At 63.9% G+C, this 14,951-nt stretch carries 13 protein-coding genes; 7 read left to right on the top strand and 6 right to left on the bottom strand.

Features of this window, described 5'->3' with window-relative positions:
- Nucleotides 1-29 precede the first annotated feature (29 nt).
- Nucleotides 30-431, bottom strand: a complete 402-nt coding sequence (locus tag PU133_RS01970) for a TIGR02300 family protein (protein WP_126007220.1) — start codon at nucleotides 429-431, stop codon at nucleotides 30-32.
- A 231-nt stretch (nucleotides 432-662) separates the two neighbouring features.
- Between PU133_RS01970 and aroA the strand changes: the two genes are divergently transcribed.
- The 3 genes from aroA to rpsA all read left to right on the top strand — a co-directional run bounded on the left by aroA (nucleotide 663) and on the right by rpsA (nucleotide 4,530).
- Nucleotides 663-2,033, top strand: a complete 1,371-nt coding sequence (gene aroA, locus PU133_RS01965; protein WP_404863291.1) for a 3-phosphoshikimate 1-carboxyvinyltransferase — start codon at nucleotides 663-665, stop codon at nucleotides 2,031-2,033.
- Nucleotides 2,033-2,677, top strand: a complete 645-nt coding sequence (gene cmk / locus PU133_RS01960) for a (d)CMP kinase (protein WP_404863290.1) — start codon at nucleotides 2,033-2,035, stop codon at nucleotides 2,675-2,677. The genes aroA and cmk overlap by 1 nt, the downstream gene beginning before the upstream one ends.
- Nucleotides 2,678-2,823: 146 nt before the next feature.
- Nucleotides 2,824-4,530 carry a 30S ribosomal protein S1 gene (gene rpsA / locus PU133_RS01955; protein WP_404863289.1) on the top strand — a complete coding sequence of 569 codons (1,707 nt, stop codon included), beginning with the start codon at nucleotides 2,824-2,826 and terminating at the stop codon, nucleotides 4,528-4,530.
- Nucleotides 4,531-4,612: 82 nt separating this feature from the next.
- Here the strand turns inward: rpsA and PU133_RS01950 are convergent, their stop codons facing one another.
- The 3 genes from PU133_RS01950 to PU133_RS01940 all read right to left on the bottom strand — a co-directional run bounded on the left by PU133_RS01950 (nucleotide 4,613) and on the right by PU133_RS01940 (nucleotide 6,841).
- A complete protein-coding gene (locus PU133_RS01950) occupies nucleotides 4,613-5,200 on the bottom strand; it encodes a deaminase (protein WP_404863288.1) in 588 nt (195 codons plus the stop codon).
- A 21-nt stretch (nucleotides 5,201-5,221) separates the two neighbouring features.
- Nucleotides 5,222-5,848 carry a ribonuclease D gene (locus PU133_RS01945; protein ID WP_404863287.1) on the bottom strand — a complete coding sequence of 209 codons (627 nt, stop codon included), beginning with the start codon at nucleotides 5,846-5,848 and terminating at the stop codon, nucleotides 5,222-5,224.
- Between the two features lie 75 nt (nucleotides 5,849-5,923).
- Nucleotides 5,924-6,841: a LysR family transcriptional regulator gene (locus PU133_RS01940; RefSeq protein WP_404863286.1), complete on the bottom strand. Its 918-nt coding sequence runs from the start codon at nucleotides 6,839-6,841 to the stop codon at nucleotides 5,924-5,926.
- 127 nt (nucleotides 6,842-6,968) lie between these two features.
- Here PU133_RS01940 and PU133_RS01935 point away from each other — a divergent pair, with 127 nt between their 5' ends.
- The 4 genes from PU133_RS01935 to PU133_RS01920 are packed head-to-tail and all read left to right on the top strand — an operon-like array spanning nucleotide 6,969 to nucleotide 11,519.
- A complete protein-coding gene (locus tag PU133_RS01935) occupies nucleotides 6,969-8,357 on the top strand; it encodes an MmgE/PrpD family protein (protein WP_404863285.1) in 1,389 nt (462 codons plus the stop codon).
- A gap of 14 nt (nucleotides 8,358-8,371) precedes the next feature.
- The gene (locus tag PU133_RS01930) at nucleotides 8,372-9,544 is read left to right on the top strand and encodes an acyl-CoA dehydrogenase family protein (RefSeq protein ID WP_404863284.1); all 1,173 of its coding nucleotides are present in this window, start codon (nucleotides 8,372-8,374) and stop codon (nucleotides 9,542-9,544) included.
- Between the two features lie 17 nt (nucleotides 9,545-9,561).
- Complete coding sequence (locus PU133_RS01925) at nucleotides 9,562-10,680, top strand: CaiB/BaiF CoA transferase family protein (protein ID WP_404863283.1); 1,119 nt, start codon at nucleotides 9,562-9,564, stop codon at nucleotides 10,678-10,680.
- Entirely contained in the window at nucleotides 10,680-11,519 is an 840-nt protein-coding gene (locus tag PU133_RS01920; RefSeq protein WP_404863282.1) for a MaoC family dehydratase N-terminal domain-containing protein, read from the top strand. Before PU133_RS01925 ends, PU133_RS01920 begins: the two co-directional genes overlap by 1 nt.
- 5 nt (nucleotides 11,520-11,524) lie before the next feature.
- On the opposite strand, the gene PU133_RS01915 is transcribed toward PU133_RS01920, so the two are convergent.
- Entirely contained in the window at nucleotides 11,525-13,588 is a 2,064-nt protein-coding gene (locus PU133_RS01915) for a glycosyltransferase (RefSeq protein ID WP_404863281.1), read from the bottom strand.
- The gene (locus tag PU133_RS01910) at nucleotides 13,570-14,949 is read right to left on the bottom strand and encodes a hypothetical protein (RefSeq protein ID WP_404863280.1); all 1,380 of its coding nucleotides are present in this window, start codon (nucleotides 14,947-14,949) and stop codon (nucleotides 13,570-13,572) included. The genes PU133_RS01915 and PU133_RS01910 overlap by 19 nt, the downstream gene beginning before the upstream one ends.
- Nucleotides 14,950-14,951: the final 2 nt, after the last annotated feature.

Below are 14,951 nucleotides of genomic sequence, written 5' to 3'. Positions count from 1 at the left end.
TCCCGCGAGATGTTTCGAAAGCCTTGAGATCAGCTCTCGTCTTCGTCTTCGTTCGCGCCGCCGATGAGGTCGCTCATGTCGTCGTCGTCATCATCGTCGTCGTCCGGCAGGAAGGTGTCGTCGTCATCGTCGTCGATTTCGACTTCTTCCTCGTCGCCGTCCAGGTCCGGCAGATCGTCGTCCTTCTCGGCGGAATCGCCGTCGGCATCTTCCAGCGGCACGGTTTCCGCTTCGTTGCCTTCGGTATCCAGTTCCTTGACGTCCTCTTCTTCTTCCGCCTCGACCACCTTCGCAACGGCGGTGTCTTCGAAATAGGACAGCGGGTAGCTCTTGCCGGTGTAGGGCGACACGACCGGATCGCGGTTCAGGTCGTAGAATTTACGGCCTGTTTCGGGACAGACGCGTTTCGTTCCAAGTTCGGGCTTTGCCACGGCGAACCTCTCGATGGATTGGGGACTGTCGCCAGTCAGCCGGCTTGAGAGACCGGCCCGTCGATTTGCGATGTGCGGTCCCCATAATGATGTTGCCACGCCGTGTCAAAGCCTATCTACCGCCGGTTTCCAAGCCTTTGCCGCCCCTTATTTTGATCGATCGGCGGATGACGCTCGCGCTGCCCTGTGATATCGCGCGACCGGCATTCGCAGATAAGAGGTCGATCCACGATGGCACATGGCAGCCAAGGCGCAATCCCGGCAACGGCGCGACGTTCCGAACCGCTTTCGGGCACCGTGCGAATTCCGGGAGACAAATCGATCTCCCATCGCTCCTTCATGTTCGGCGGTCTCGCCGCAGGTGAAACGCGGATCACAGGCCTGCTCGAAGGCGAGGATGTGATCGCGACCGGCAACGCCATGCGCGCAATGGGCGCCTCCATCCGAAAGGAAGGCGATACCTGGATCATCGAGGGCACCGGCAATGGCTGCCTGCTCGAGCCAAAGGCGCCGCTCGATTTCGGCAATGCGGGCACCGGTTGCCGCCTGACCATGGGGCTGGCTGGAACCTATGATTTCGAAACGACCTTCATCGGCGACGCGTCCCTCTCGGCGCGGCCGATGGGTCGTGTTCTCGATCCGCTGAAGCTTATGGGCGTGCAGGTCAAATCGGCCGAAGGCGGCAAGCTGCCTGTCACGCTGCGCGGCCCGCGCATGGCAGCACCCATTCATTATATTGTGCCCATGGCCTCGGCGCAGGTGAAGTCCGCGGTCCTGATCGCCGGGCTCAACGCGCCCGGTGTCACCACCGTGACCGAAAAGATCATGACGCGCGACCACACCGAAAAGATGTTGGCCGGGTTCGGCGCGTCGCTCGACGTCAAGACAGACGCAGACGGAACCCGCCACATCAGCATTGAGGGTCAGCCGAAACTGAAAGGCTGCGTCATCGACGTGCCGGGTGATCCGTCCTCGACGGCGTTCCCCCTGGTCGCGGCGCTCCTGGTACCGGGCTCAGACATTACTATCCTGAATGTGCTCATGAACCCGACGCGAACGGGCCTGATCACCACGCTGATCGAAATGGGCGGGAAGATCGACATTCTCAATGCACGTTCTGCAGGTGGCGAGGACGTTGCCGATCTGCGCGTGCGCCATTCCGAGCTGAAGGGTGTCGTCGTGCCGCCGGAACGCGCTGCCTCGATGATCGACGAATATCCCGTGCTTGCCGTCGCAGCGGCCTTTGCCGAGGGCGAAACCGTCATGGATGGTATCGAGGAGTTGCGCGTCAAGGAAAGCGACCGTCTGGCCGCCGTTGCCGCCGGGCTTCGTCTTAACAATGTCGACTGCACCGAAGGCGAGGCGATCCTGACCGTGCGCGGCACGCCGTCGGGCAAGGGCATCGGCTCGGCCCGTGGCGATGCGGTCGCGACGCATCTCGATCACCGTATTGCCATGAGCTTTCTGGTCATGGGGCTCGCCAGCGAACATCCCGTCACGGTCGACGATGCGCGCATGATCGCGACGAGCTTTCCCGAGTTCATGGATCTGATGGCGGGTCTCGGCGCCAGCATCGACCGTGGCGTGGAGGAGCCGGCCTGATGGGATTCACGATCGCCATCGATGGCCCGGCCGCCTCCGGCAAAGGAACGCTCGCCCGCAAGATTGCCGAACGTTACGGCTTCCACCATCTCGATACCGGCCTGACCTATCGCGCAACCGCCAAGGCGCTGCTCGACGCCGGCCTGCCGCTCGACGAAGAGACGCTGGCGGCGGAGCAGGCGGACAGGGTGGATCTCGGCGCGCTCGATCGCTCGGTGCTCGCGGCACATGAGATCGGCGAGGCTGCGTCGAAGGTGGCCGTGATGCCGGCGGTGCGCCGCGCGCTGGTCGAAGCGCAGCGCCGCTTTGCCATCCGCGAGCCCGGCGTGGTGCTCGACGGCCGCGACATTGGCACCGTCGTCTGCCCCGGCGCGGAGCTGAAGCTTTATGTGACGGCGTCGCCCGGCGTGCGTGCCGGGCGCCGTTTCGAGGAGATCGGCAAGTCGGGCGGCAACCTTTCCTATGACGACGTGCTGGACGACATCCGTCGCCGCGATGCCCGCGACATGGGCCGCGTGGATTCGCCGCTGCGCCCTGCCGACGACGCGCACTTGCTCGATACGTCGGAAATGAGTATAGAGGCCGCGTTTCGCGCCGCCCAAATTCTCATAGACGAGGCCTTGGCGCGCAAGAAACCGAGTTAAGCATTCCGCGAGAGACCACCGCGCCGGATCATTGGCCACCGCTTTCGGGCGACGAGGCCAGGTCACTCCTGGAATGATCGCAACACAAGATACCGGCGCGTGCCAGGCCAGCATGAAGATTGCGGCCCGGTCACCAGGAGCACTCAATGTCAGTAGCAAACCCCACGCGGGAGGACTTCGCAGCCCTCCTCGAAGAATCCTTTGGCGGTAATGATCTCGCGGAAGGCTACGTTGCCAAGGGCACCGTAACCGCGATCGAGAAGGACATGGCCATCATCGACGTCGGCCTGAAGGTCGAAGGCCGCGTCCCGCTGAAGGAATTCGGCGCCAAGGGCCGCGACGGCCAGATGAAGGTCGGCGACGAAGTCGAAGTCTATGTCGAGCGCATCGAAAACGCGCTTGGCGAAGCAGTTCTGTCGCGAGAGAAGGCTCGCCGCGAAGAGAGCTGGGTCAAGCTCGAAGTCAAGTTCGAGGCCGGCGAGCGCGTCGAAGGCGTCATCTTCAACCAGGTCAAGGGCGGCTTCACGGTCGATCTCGACGGCGCTGTTGCCTTCCTGCCGCGCAGCCAGGTCGACATTCGTCCGATCCGCGACGTCACGCCGCTGATGCACAACCCGCAGCCTTTCGAAATCCTGAAGATGGACAAGCGCCGCGGCAACATCGTCGTTTCGCGCCGCACGGTTCTGGAAGAGTCGCGTGCCGAGCAGCGTTCGGAAATCGTCCAGAACCTCGAAGAGGGTCAGGTCGTTGAAGGCGTCGTCAAGAACATCACCGATTACGGTGCGTTCGTCGATCTCGGCGGCATCGATGGCCTGCTGCACGTCACCGACATGGCATGGCGCCGCGTGAACCACCCGACGGAAATCCTGTCGATCGGCCAGACCGTCAAGGTCCAGATCATCCGCATCAACCAGGAAACGCACCGCATCTCGCTCGGCATGAAGCAGCTCGAGGCGGATCCGTGGGATGGCATCGGCACCAAGTACCCGACTGGCAAGCGCATCACGGGCACCGTCACGAACATCACCGACTACGGTGCGTTCGTCGAGCTGGAGCCGGGCATCGAAGGTCTCATCCACGTCTCGGAAATGTCCTGGACGAAGAAGAACGTTCATCCCGGCAAGATACTGTCGACGACTCAGGAAGTCGACGTGGTCGTTCTCGAAGTCGACCCGCAGAAGCGCCGCATCTCGCTCGGCCTCAAGCAGACGCTCGAAAATCCGTGGGATGTCTTCGCTCAGAAGCACCCTGTCGGTTCGGTCGTCGAAGGCGAAGTCAAGAACAAGACCGAATTCGGCCTGTTCATTGGCCTCGACGGCGATGTCGACGGCATGGTTCACCTCTCCGACCTCGACTGGTCCCGTCCGGGCGAGCAGGTCATCGAGGAGTTCAACAAGGGCGACATGGTTCAGGCCCAGGTTCTCGACGTCGACGTCGAGAAGGAACGCATCTCGCTCGGCATCAAGCAGCTCGGCAAGGATGCCGTCGGCGATGCCGCAGCTTCCGGCGACCTGCGCAAGAACGCTGTCGTAACCGCGGAAGTCACCGCAGTAACCGATGGTGGACTTGAAGTCCGTCTCGTCGACCACGAAAACCTGGAATCGTTCATCCGTCGCAACGATCTCGCACGCGATCGTGATGATCAGCGTCCGGAGCGTTTCTCGGTTGGCCAGAAGCTCGACGCACGCGTCGTCAACTTCTCCAAGCGCGATCGCAAGATCACGTTGTCGATCAAGGCTCTCGAGATCGCAGAAGAGAAGGAAGCCGTCGCGCAGTTCGGTTCGTCCGACTCGGGCGCTTCGCTCGGCGACATCCTCGGCGCCGCGCTCAAGAAGCAGGGCGACGACAAGTAAGCCTCGGTCATTCGAAATCAAAAGGCCCGCGAAGAGCGATCTTCGCGGGCCTTTTTCGTTTCGGGTTCGGTGGAGCAAAAATTCAGTTCAGTGGAATGGCATTGTCGGCCTTGCCGTCCTGGTAACGCGCGGAAAGAGCGGCATAGCGCTCCTTGATCCGGGCAGCCTGCTCTTCCAATGCGGCACGCTCCGCCTCGGGCGCAGCCGCGATCAGCGCTGCGATCGGTGCCGATTTCCAGAAAGCATTGTCGCGCGCGTAGCCGCCCGGCTCCAGCCGGAACACTTCCTTCAGGATCTTCAGGTCGTGCGGGATGGAGAAACTGTCGCGCGAATCCTCGTGGCTGAAGAAATAGGTGAAATTGTCGAAGCCCGCCCAGGTGATCGCCGACAGGCACATCGAGCAGGGCTCGTGCGTCGATAGGAAGATCAACTCGCCCGTCGGCGGCGTCTCCGCCATCTCGTAGAAGCGCTTCAGCGTGTGCACTTCGCCGTGCCAGAGCGGATTTTCCGTCTCGTTGTTGGTTTCGGCGATGACGAGCGACAGATCCGACTTGCGCAGAATCGCCGCGCCGAAGACCTTGTTGCCGTCGGCAACGCCCCGCTCGGTCAGCGGCAGGATGTCGTTCTCGATCACATCCAGAAGCCGCTTGGCCAGACCATTCCCGTTCATGACCGGCTCCTGTGCGTGAGATCAGCTATGGGCGAAGATGTCGGTTTCTTCCCAGCCGATGAGATCGAGCTTCGCTCGTGTCGGCAGGAACTCGAAGCACGCCTCCGCAAGCGCCGCGCGTCCGTCCCGGTCAAGCCGGGCAGTCAGCTTGTCCCTGAGGCCGTGCAGATGGAGAACGTCGGAGGCGGCATATTCGAGCTGCGCGTCCGTCAGCGTCTCGGCGCCCCAATCGGAGGATTGCTGCTGCTTGGAAATGTCGACCTCCATCAGCTCCTTCAGATTGTCCTTCAGGCCGTGCCGGTCCGTATAGGTGCGCGTCAGCCGCGAAGCGATCTTGGTGCAGAAAACCGGCGCACAGGTGACGCCGAAAGCGTTGAAGAGCACGGCAATATCGAAGCGCCCGAAATGAAAGATCTTCGGCAGCGCCGGATTGGCGAGAAGCGCAACGAGGTTCGGCGCTTCTTTCTGGCCGGCCGCGATCTGGATCACGTCGGCCGAGCCGTCGCCCGGCGAAAGCTGCACGACGCAGAGCCGGTCGCGGCGCGGCACGAGGCCGAGCGTTTCGGTATCGATCGCGATCGCGCCGGTATAGCGTGCCGCATCCTCGATCGAGATGTCGCCGCGATGCAGCCTGATATTGCCAGCCATATGATCCTCTTGCCCTGCCGTGTTGGTCAGCGTTCAGCCTATAGCGACGCTGGTCCGAAGTGGCAAACGAGGAACCTAGGCGCTTGAGGGTGTCTCGGCATTGTGGCGGATCAGGAAGTCGACAAGGTCGCGCGCGAAGACCGGCAGATCGTTGCGGTCCCTAAGGCAGATCTTCAGTTCACGCGTCGCCCAATCGTCGGAAAGCGAAACCAGCGCGATATCGTGGCTCTTCGAGAGCCTTCGCGCCACGGTTTCGGGAATGAGGCCGACACCGACGCCCGCCTCGATCATGCGGCACATGGCCTCGAAGCCCGATACGCGGATCCGGATGGAGAGGCTCGTGCCCATGTCGGAGGCGATCTGCTCGGCAAAGCCGTGGATGGCGCTGCCCGCATGAAGCAGCACGAAATTCTCGGCAATCGCCTGGGCGAACGCGATCTCGCCAAAACTGGCCAGAGCATGGCCGAGCGGTGTCGCCAGCACGAGCCGGTCGCGCTGGTAGGGGATCATTTCGAGCCCCTCGGCTGGCACGTTGCCGGCAAGGATGCCGATATCCACCACCCCGTCGGCGACGGCGCGTGCGATTTCCGGGCTCAGCCGCTCCTCGAGGTCTACATCCACCATTGGATGATGAACGAGATAGGCGCCGAGCGCCGCCGGCAGGATCTCCGTGATCGCCGTCGTGTTGGCAAAGATGCGGACCCGACCCTTGAGGCCCGTGGAGTAGGCCTGCAGGTCGCCGTGCAGCCGCTCCGTCTGGCGCTGGATGGTGCGCGCATGCTCAAGCAATGTCTCACCGGCCCGCGTCAGCTCGACCCCTTGGCTCATGCGCCTGAGCAGCGGCGTGCCGAGCGTCTCTTCGAGGTTCTTGATGCGCAGGCTCGCTGCTCCGAGCGACAGATGGCTCCGCTCCGCGCCGCGCGTCAGATTGCCGGCTTCCGCCACGTGCATGAAGAGCCTGAGATCGGTCAGATCGTATCGCGGTAGGGACATGAGGCTCCAAATTGCGCGCCGCTTGGCAACTGCCCTTTCGATGCAGGCAAAGCCGGGCTTTGGCAATGCCGAATTGCCTTACTGCGCACCGGCTTGCTAGCTGTCGTTGGCACGGAGGACGGTTACAATGACAGCGCACGACACCATGGCAGCAGACGGCGCCGGCGAAAGCGCGACGCTCGCCGCTTTCGCATCGGAGCTCGATCTCGATGCCGTGCCTGCCGATATCGTCGCCCGGACGGAAGATCTTTTCGTCGATTGGGTCGGTTCGGCACTTGCAGGAAAAGGTGTTGCGCCGGTCGAGGTGATCGCCTCATTTGCTAAGGTGATGGGCCCCGCCGACGGTCCGTGCGAGACACTGATCGACCGCGGCCGCACGTCCCCGCTCTTCGCCGCGATGGTCAATGCCGCCTCGTCCCATGTCGCCGAGCAGGACGATGTCCACAATGCCTCTGTCTTCCATCCGGCGGCCGTCGTGTTTCCGGCGGCATTGGCCGTCGCGCAGGCAACCGGCGCATCGGGCAAAGAGTTTCTGGCGGCATCGATAGCCGGCTATGAAGTCGGGATCCGGGTCGGCGAGTTCCTTGGCCGGTCGCACTACAAGATCTTTCATACGACCGGCACGGCCGGCGCATTCGCCGCCGCAGCTGCTGCCGGCCGCCTGCTCGGCCTGACGCCAGCTCAAATGAACCACGCATTCGGGTCCGCCGGAACGCAGGCCGCCGGGCTCTGGGAATTTCTGCGCGACGGCGCCGATTCCAAGCCGCTGCACACGGCCAAAGCCGCAGGGAACGGGCTGACGGCCGCCTATCTTGCGCGCGATGGCTTTACCGGGGCGACGCGTATTCTGGAAGGCCCGCAGGGGCTCGCCGCCGGCATGTCGAGCGATGCCGATCCGAGCCGCCTCGTCGATCGGTTGGGATACCGTTTTGCTGTCGCCGAAACTTCTTTCAAGTTCCACGCCTCCTGCCGCCACACGCACCCTGCCGCCGATGCGCTTCTGAAGGCGATGACCGACAACGGGCTCGCCATGGCCGATATCGCCTCCGTCACGGCCTTCGTGCACCAGGGTGCGATCGATGTGCTCGGCCCGGTCGTGACGCCGAAGAGCGTCCACCAGGCAAAATTCTCCATAGGCACGACGCTCGGTCTCATCGCCGCCCATGGCCGCGCCGGCATGACGGAGTTCGACGAGACGTTCGATCGCGCCGATGTCGCGGATTTCCGCGCGCGCGTCACGATGGTGCTCGACCCGGAGGTGGACGGTGCCTACCCGGCGCGCTGGATCGGCAAAGTGCGCGTTGTGACGAGAGAAGGGCGAACCGTCGATGCGCGCGTGGATGAGCCCAAGGGAGATCCCGGCAACACGCTGAGCCGCGACGAAATCGAGGCGAAAGTGATCGGGCTTGCCCGGTTCTCGAATGCCGCCGACCCGGCGGAGATAACGAAGCTTCTGCCGCGCCTCTGGGCGATCGGCGAACTGAACAGAATGGGGCCGCTGATCGCGGCTGGCTGAGGGAGACGCATCTCATGACGATCAAGGACCTGCCGGAAAGCGAAGAGATCACCCAGATCCGGGAAAGCGTGCGCCGGCTCTGCGCGACGTTCCCACCGGAATACTGGCGCAAGCTCGACCGTGAAAACGCCTATCCGACCGACTTCGTGAAGGCGCTGTCGGATGCCGGCTATCTGTCGGTCCTGATCCCGGAAGAGTATGGCGGTTCCGGCCTGCCGCTCTCCGCCGCCGCGGCAATCCTGGAGGAAGTGCAACGCGCTGGCGCCAACGGTGCCGCCTGTCATGCGCAGATGTACATCATGGGTGCGCTCCTCAGGCACGGCAGCGAGGCCCAGAAGGAGAAATACCTGCCGGGCATCGCGTCCGGCGAGCTGCGCCTCCAGGCTTTCGGCGTGACGGAACCGACCAGCGGTACCGATACGAGCTCGATCAAGACGTTTGCGCGAAAAGACGGCGACCGTTACGTCATCAACGGCCAGAAGGTCTGGACCTCGCGCGCCGAGCACTCCGACCTGATGCTCCTTCTCGCCCGCACGACGCCGAAGGAAGAGGTGACGAAGCGCACCGATGGCCTCTCGGTCTTCATCGTCGACATGCGCGAGGCGCTGAAAGCCGGCATGACGATCAAGCCGATCCGCACCATGATGAACCACTCAACGACAGAGGTGTTCTTCGACGATGTGGTCGTGCCGGCGACAAGCCTCGTCGGCGAGGAAGGCAAGGGCTTCCGCTACATCCTCTCGGGCATGAACGCCGAGCGCATCCTGATCGCGGCCGAATGCATCGGCGACGCGAAATGGTTCATCGACAAGGCGTCGAGCTACGCCAATGAGCGCAGCGTTTTTGGCCGACCGATCGGCCAGAACCAGGGCATCCAGTTCCCCATCGCCCGCGCCTATGCTGAGATGCGCGCGGCCGAACTGATGGTGCATGAAGCAGCGCGCCGGTTCGAGGCTGGCGAGGATTGCGGCGAGCAGGCCAACATTGCGAAAATGCTGGCGGCGGAAGCGTCCTGGGCCGCGGCCGAAGCCTGCGTCCAGACCTTCGGCGGCTTTGCCTTCGCCGAGGAATACGACGTCGAGCGCAAGTTCCGCGAAACGCGGCTTTATCAGGTGGCGCCGATCTCGACCAACCTCATCCTCAGCTACGTATCGGAGCATGTTCTCGGCATGCCGCGCTCCTACTGATGGCGGGAGGAGGATCGATGCTGCCACTCGAAGGTCTGCTCGTCGTTTCCATCGAACAGGCCGTCGCCGCGCCCACCTGCACGCAGCGCCTGGCGGATGCGGGCGCGCGGGTGATCAAGGTCGAGCGGGCCGAGGGCGAGACCGCGCGCCACTACGACAAGGCGGTGCATGGCACGAGTGCCTATTTCGCCTGGCTGAACCGCGGCAAGGAAAGCACGGTTCTCGACATCAAGGACGATGCCGACCTCGCGCTGCTGAAACGGATGATCGCGAAGGCCGACGTCTTCGTGCAGAACCTGGCACCCGGTGCAACCGAGCGCCTCGGCCTCGGCGCGAAGGACCTCGTTGCGCGCCATCCCCGGCTGATCGCTCTCGACATCGTCGGTTACCCGCAGGACAGCGATTACGCCGCCATGCGCGCCTACGACATGCTGATCCAGGCGGAAGCCGGCATCTGCGCCGTTACCGGAACCGCGGACACGCCGGTCAAGGTCGGCGTCTCGCTGGCCGATGTGCAGACCGGCATGAACGCCCACGCGGCGATCCTCGAGGCGCTGATCGAGCGTTCCCAGACCGGCAAGGGGCAGGCCATCGAGATCGACATGTTCGCCGCCATGGCCGATATGATGAGCGTGCCGCTCTTTCACCATGTCTATGCCAACCGGGCGACGCCTCGCACCGGCCTCAGCCACGCGGCGATCTTCCCCTATAACAGCGTCGCCTGCTCGGACGGAGAGATCGTCATCGTCGTGCAGAACCCCGGCGAGTGGAAGCGGCTGTGCACCGCCGTACTCAAGCGGCCGGACCTCGTGGACGACCCGAAATACCGCGACAACCCGACACGCGTCGAACATCGCCGTGAACTCGGCGCCATTCTTGATCAGGTGTTCGGCGCGATGACGCGCAGCGAGGCGATCAAACTTCTCGAAGCAAACACGCTCGCCTGGTCTAAGGTCTCGACCGTCGCCGATCTCGACGCGCATCCCGCCTTGCGCCGGGTCGATGGCGTGGTGCCGGGTGGCGCCTTCGAGCCCGTGGCGTCGCCCGTGCGCAGACATGTGAAGGGAGGCCCGGTGCCCGAGCTTGGCCGCCATACCGAGACTGTCCGGGCCGAGTTTGCCGAAGGAGCCGACTGATGAGCCAAGCCATCGACATGGATCATCTGCGCGGCTGGATCGGGCGCGAGGAAGCGCAGGTCGAAACGGTGACGCCGGCGCTGATCGAGCGCTTCGAGGCGACGATCGGCCATGGGCTGTATCGTGAGCCGCAGGCTGCGCCGCTCGCCATCCACTGGTGCCTGGCGCCGCCGGCCGTGGCGCCTGAGGGCCTCGGGCCGGACGGGCATCCCGCGCGCGGCGGTTTCCTGCCGCCCGTTCCCTTGCCTCGCCGCATGTGGGCAGGCGGAGCGATGACGTTCCTGCAGCCGCTGAAGCCCGGCGACGTGGTGACGCGCCGGTCGCGCATTGCGGATATCGTTCACAAGACGGGTCGCAGCGGCGAGCTTGTCTTCGTCACCGTCGCCCACGACATCATCGCCGGTGGCGAGGTCGCGGTATCGGAGCGTCAGGACATCGTCTACCGCCCGATGGACGCCGCAAAGCCTGCCCCCGTGCCGGTCGAGCCCCGCGTCGGCGCCCACAGCCTTTCGGTGGATGCAACAACGACTCTGCTGTTTCGCTATTCGGCGCTCACCTTTAACGGCCATCGCATCCATTACGACGTCGATTATGCCCGCAGCGAGGAGGGCTATCCCGGCCTCGTCGTCCACGGCCCGTTGCAGGCGACATTGATGCTGCATCTCGCCGCCAAGCTGGCAGAGGCACGACCGGTCGCCACTTTCGATTACCGCGGCGTTTCGCCCCTGTTCCACGGCGCGACCTTCACGGTGAATGCCAATCCGACGGAGAACGGCTTCGATCTCTGGTGCGCGGATCATCAGGGGCGCACCACCATGCAGGCGACCGCGACTTTCTGATCGCCTCAAGGCGTCGATGGCGCCGCCGTCTTGATCAGTGTGGTGGCGCGACCGAACATGCGCCGCGTGAGGCTGGCCAAGGCCCGGCCGAGCGAGGCGGTTGGCGCGACATTGATCGGCGTCTTGCTGAAGAGCCATCCGATCACCATGTGCCGGACATCCGCCGCATCGTAGGTGACTGCGCCGTCTCGATCGCGGGCGGCCACGATCTCCACGCGAACGGTATTGGCATCGGCGGCACGTTCCAGCACGCGTCCCGCCAGAACCAGCCCGTCGAAGGGCGAAAACCACATCGTGTCCCCCACCGTCGACTTTTCAGAAAGAGCGCCCCGTTCGAGCTGAAGGACAGCGTCAAAGGGCGATATGCTCGTGACACGGCCCATCTCGGTCATCCCGGGGATCGCAATTCTGGTCACGCGGTTGAGCGGAAAGCGCACGTCCTCTGCAGCCGGGCGTGGCAGCTCGATGCAGACGAGCAGCGAGACGAACGCGTAGACCATGACGATCAGTCCCCAGGCGATGGAGAAGGCGTCGAGATCGTTATGGGTGTTGAGGATCGGCCCGCGCAGCATGCCGATGAAGGTGAGGACGATGATCGCGAAGAAGGTCAGCGCCAGCGGATAGATCACCTGCACCTTGCTGCGGTCCTCGCCCTTGGCCGTCACCTTGAACGGTCGGCCGAAGGGCCTGGCGATCGCATGGGCGATTGCGACCGTGATCGGCAGGGCAACCACCATCTGCGACACTTCGGTGAAGAGCGGCAGCGAGCGTCGCCCCGACACCCAGGCATGAAAGATCCACATCCCGGCGACCGTCGGCAGCGCATAGAGGAAGAACGCGGCCGGCTCCATCAGGATCGCGGGCAGCCCCATGAAATAATAGAGGATGGGGGCCGCGAGCAGCATCAGGATGAAGGGCCGGCAGAACCAGAAGAGCAGGCCGTGGAAATAGTGCAGTCTGGCGGTGAAGCTGTAGCCCGACCCGCGGAATGGCCCGTCTTTCAAAAGTGCCACCTGGATCGTGCCGAGGCACCAGCGGCAGCGCTGCGTGATGTAGCCCGACAGGCTTTCGGCGGACAGGCCGACCGACAGGCGCTCGTTCAGCCACCGTGTCTTCAGCCCCTTCTGCAGCAGCCGGTAGGTCAGGTGGATATCCTCCGTCACGGTCTCATGCGGCATGCCGCCGATGAGATCGAGCGCGCTGCGCCGCACGACGCAGGACGTGCCGACGCAGAAGGCAGCACCCCAGGCGTCCTTCGAAGGCTGCATCACGTCGAAGAAGATGCGCTGGTCGTCGACCCATGCGTCCTTGGCAAGCAGGTTATGCTGCACCGGGTCGGCGTTATAATAGAACTGCGGTGTCTGCACGACGCCGATCGTCTCATCGGCAAACTGGCCGACAGTGCGTTTGAGAATGGGCGACTGCGGCGCGAAATCGGCATCGAGGATCAGCACGAAGGGCGCGTTGGATATCTCGGCCGATCGTGCCAGACCATTGTTCAGATTGCCGCCCTTGGCGCCCTTGTTGTCGGCCCGCGTAATGTGGTGCACCCCGACCTTCGCGCAGAACGCGCCGAGCCAGTCGCGATTGCCGTCGTCGAGCACGTAGACGGTGAAGTTCGGATAATCGATCGCTTTCGCCGCAAGGATCGTGCGTTCGAGGATCAGGAGATCTTCGTTGTAGGTGCAAATGAAGACGTCGACGCCCGGCACCACTTCGCCACGCCCTGCCGCCTCTTCCAGCCTGCGCTGGCTCTCGTTCGCCTCGGCCGTCCGGTCGCTGCGCTTGAAGAAGAACACGATGGAGAGGATCGTGTAGAAAATGATGATCGTTTCGAAGGCGAGATAGATGCGCGGCCAGATCGCATAGGCGCTCCACTCGAACTGGGGCAGCGTGTCGGAGATGCGAAACAGCAGATAATTGCCGATCATCACGATGACGATGCTGCCGAAGACGACGCGATCGAGCGTCTTGTTGCTGTCCAGCAGGAAGGCACAGGCGAGAACGAGCGCGGCCGCGATGAGGGAGAAGAGACCCGCGTCGCTGAGCGTTACGGTTTCGGGAGACATGCAGGAAGCTCCAGGGGTGTTGCGGCGCTCTCCCTGCGCCCGGTGAAGGGGTTCCAGTCGAGCGCCGCCAGCGCCGCCCACGCCGTCGCGCCGACATGCGGCAAGCGGTAATATTTGAAATCGCCCGGCTCGGACGCCGGCCCGACGCTCAAGCCCGTCGTCAGCTCCTCGTCCGCCGTGGCGTAGACGAGCCCGTTGGGTGCGAAGTTCTCCGCGATCGTCGCGAACAGCGGCTCGGCCCTCTCTGCGGCGCCGGTGAGCCGGTAGGTGAGCGCCGCCTGCGCGGTACCCTCCAGCCAGATCCCATCGCGATCGTCGTTGAAGTCGAAACCCGACACAGTGCCTTCGCCGATGCCGTGATTGTCTTCGGTCCAGGCCATGATCTCGTCGGCACGATCGGCAAAACGGTCCGTGCCGATCGGTGCCCAGAGCTGCGCGTCGAGGCCGGAGCTCGTCAGGTTCGGCGCGTCGCTGTCGGGGAGGGTGCCGATGTGAAGGCTGCCCGTGTCCGGTCGCCACATGGCTTCCAACAGCGCGTCGGCGCTTTCGGCCGCCTCCGCCCATTGAGCGCCGCCATCCAGATCCTCCAGCCAGCGATTGGCGGCATAGACGTCGATATTGTGCTCGGTCGACTTCCAGGTCTGCAATTGCGGCGCGGGTTCATGGCCGAAAAAGCCACCGAAATAGCCTTTGCCCAGCGGATCGCGCGTCTGCGTGTTCACCCACGCCATGACGTCTACGGCCGCCTGGCGAAAAACCGGCTCGTCCTCTTCGGCGAAAGCCGTCAGAAACGCGAGCGCACCCCAGGCGGTGCTGCCCGTCGCCGAGCCGACCTGATAGCCGTCTTCGATCCACTGGTTCGCGCCGGCATCCCAATATCCCGGCAGGAGGATGCTCTCTTCGGCCTGCGAGACCGGTCCGGATCGGTAGGCATTGCGCAGTCGTCCGTCGCTATAATGCCTATCGGTCGCCTGGGCGACGATCAGCGCGTCGACCACGCGGCGGGCCTTTTCAGCCTGGTCGCAGGCGTAAAGAGCCATCGCCGCAAGAGCATTATCGTAGGTGAATGCCGTGTTTTCGAGCGAGGGATGAAGCCGCGAACCGGCATTGGCCGGCTCGAAGCTGCGGTAGAAGAACGGCCCTTCACCATCCGGCATCATGGCGCTGAGGGCAGCGCAGGCGGAACATGCCACCTGCTCCCGCATCGACGAACCGGGATCCAGTGGCTCCTGGGCGAGAGCCGAGTTGGTGAGAGGAAAAACGATCAGCGCGCAGAGCACAAGCCAAGCGCCTGCCTGCGCGGCCCGCACAGCGGGCGAATGCAGCCAGGATCGCGGCTGAAATGGTGCCATCGGCGCCATGG

The organism is Georhizobium sp. MAB10 (assembly GCF_045012825.1).
Lineage (GTDB): Bacteria > Pseudomonadota > Alphaproteobacteria > Rhizobiales > Rhizobiaceae > Georhizobium > Georhizobium profundi.
This window is presented reverse-complemented; position numbering and strand designations above follow the sequence as displayed.

What these genes read in the sequence shown, in the direction of transcription:
- aroA (WP_404863291.1), top strand. Translation starts at nt 663, where the DNA reads ATGGCACATGGCAGCCAAGGCGCAATCCCGGCAACGGCGCGACGTTCC.
- cmk (WP_404863290.1), top strand. Translation starts at nt 2,033, where the DNA reads ATGGGATTCACGATCGCCATCGATGGCCCGGCCGCCTCCGGCAAAGGA.
- rpsA (WP_404863289.1), top strand. Translation starts at nt 2,824, where the DNA reads ATGTCAGTAGCAAACCCCACGCGGGAGGACTTCGCAGCCCTCCTCGAA.
- PU133_RS01950 (WP_404863288.1), bottom strand. Translation starts at nt 5,200, where the DNA reads ATGAACGGGAATGGTCTGGCCAAGCGGCTTCTGGATGTGATCGAGAAC.
- PU133_RS01945 (WP_404863287.1), bottom strand. Translation starts at nt 5,848, where the DNA reads ATGGCTGGCAATATCAGGCTGCATCGCGGCGACATCTCGATCGAGGAT.
- PU133_RS01940 (WP_404863286.1), bottom strand. Translation starts at nt 6,841, where the DNA reads ATGTCCCTACCGCGATACGATCTGACCGATCTCAGGCTCTTCATGCAC.
- PU133_RS01935 (WP_404863285.1), top strand. Translation starts at nt 6,969, where the DNA reads ATGACAGCGCACGACACCATGGCAGCAGACGGCGCCGGCGAAAGCGCG.
- PU133_RS01930 (WP_404863284.1), top strand. Translation starts at nt 8,372, where the DNA reads ATGACGATCAAGGACCTGCCGGAAAGCGAAGAGATCACCCAGATCCGG.
- PU133_RS01925 (WP_404863283.1), top strand. Translation starts at nt 9,562, where the DNA reads ATGCTGCCACTCGAAGGTCTGCTCGTCGTTTCCATCGAACAGGCCGTC.
- PU133_RS01920 (WP_404863282.1), top strand. Translation starts at nt 10,680, where the DNA reads ATGAGCCAAGCCATCGACATGGATCATCTGCGCGGCTGGATCGGGCGC.
- PU133_RS01915 (WP_404863281.1), bottom strand. Translation starts at nt 13,588, where the DNA reads ATGTCTCCCGAAACCGTAACGCTCAGCGACGCGGGTCTCTTCTCCCTC.
- PU133_RS01910 (WP_404863280.1), bottom strand. Translation starts at nt 14,949, where the DNA reads ATGGCGCCGATGGCACCATTTCAGCCGCGATCCTGGCTGCATTCGCCC.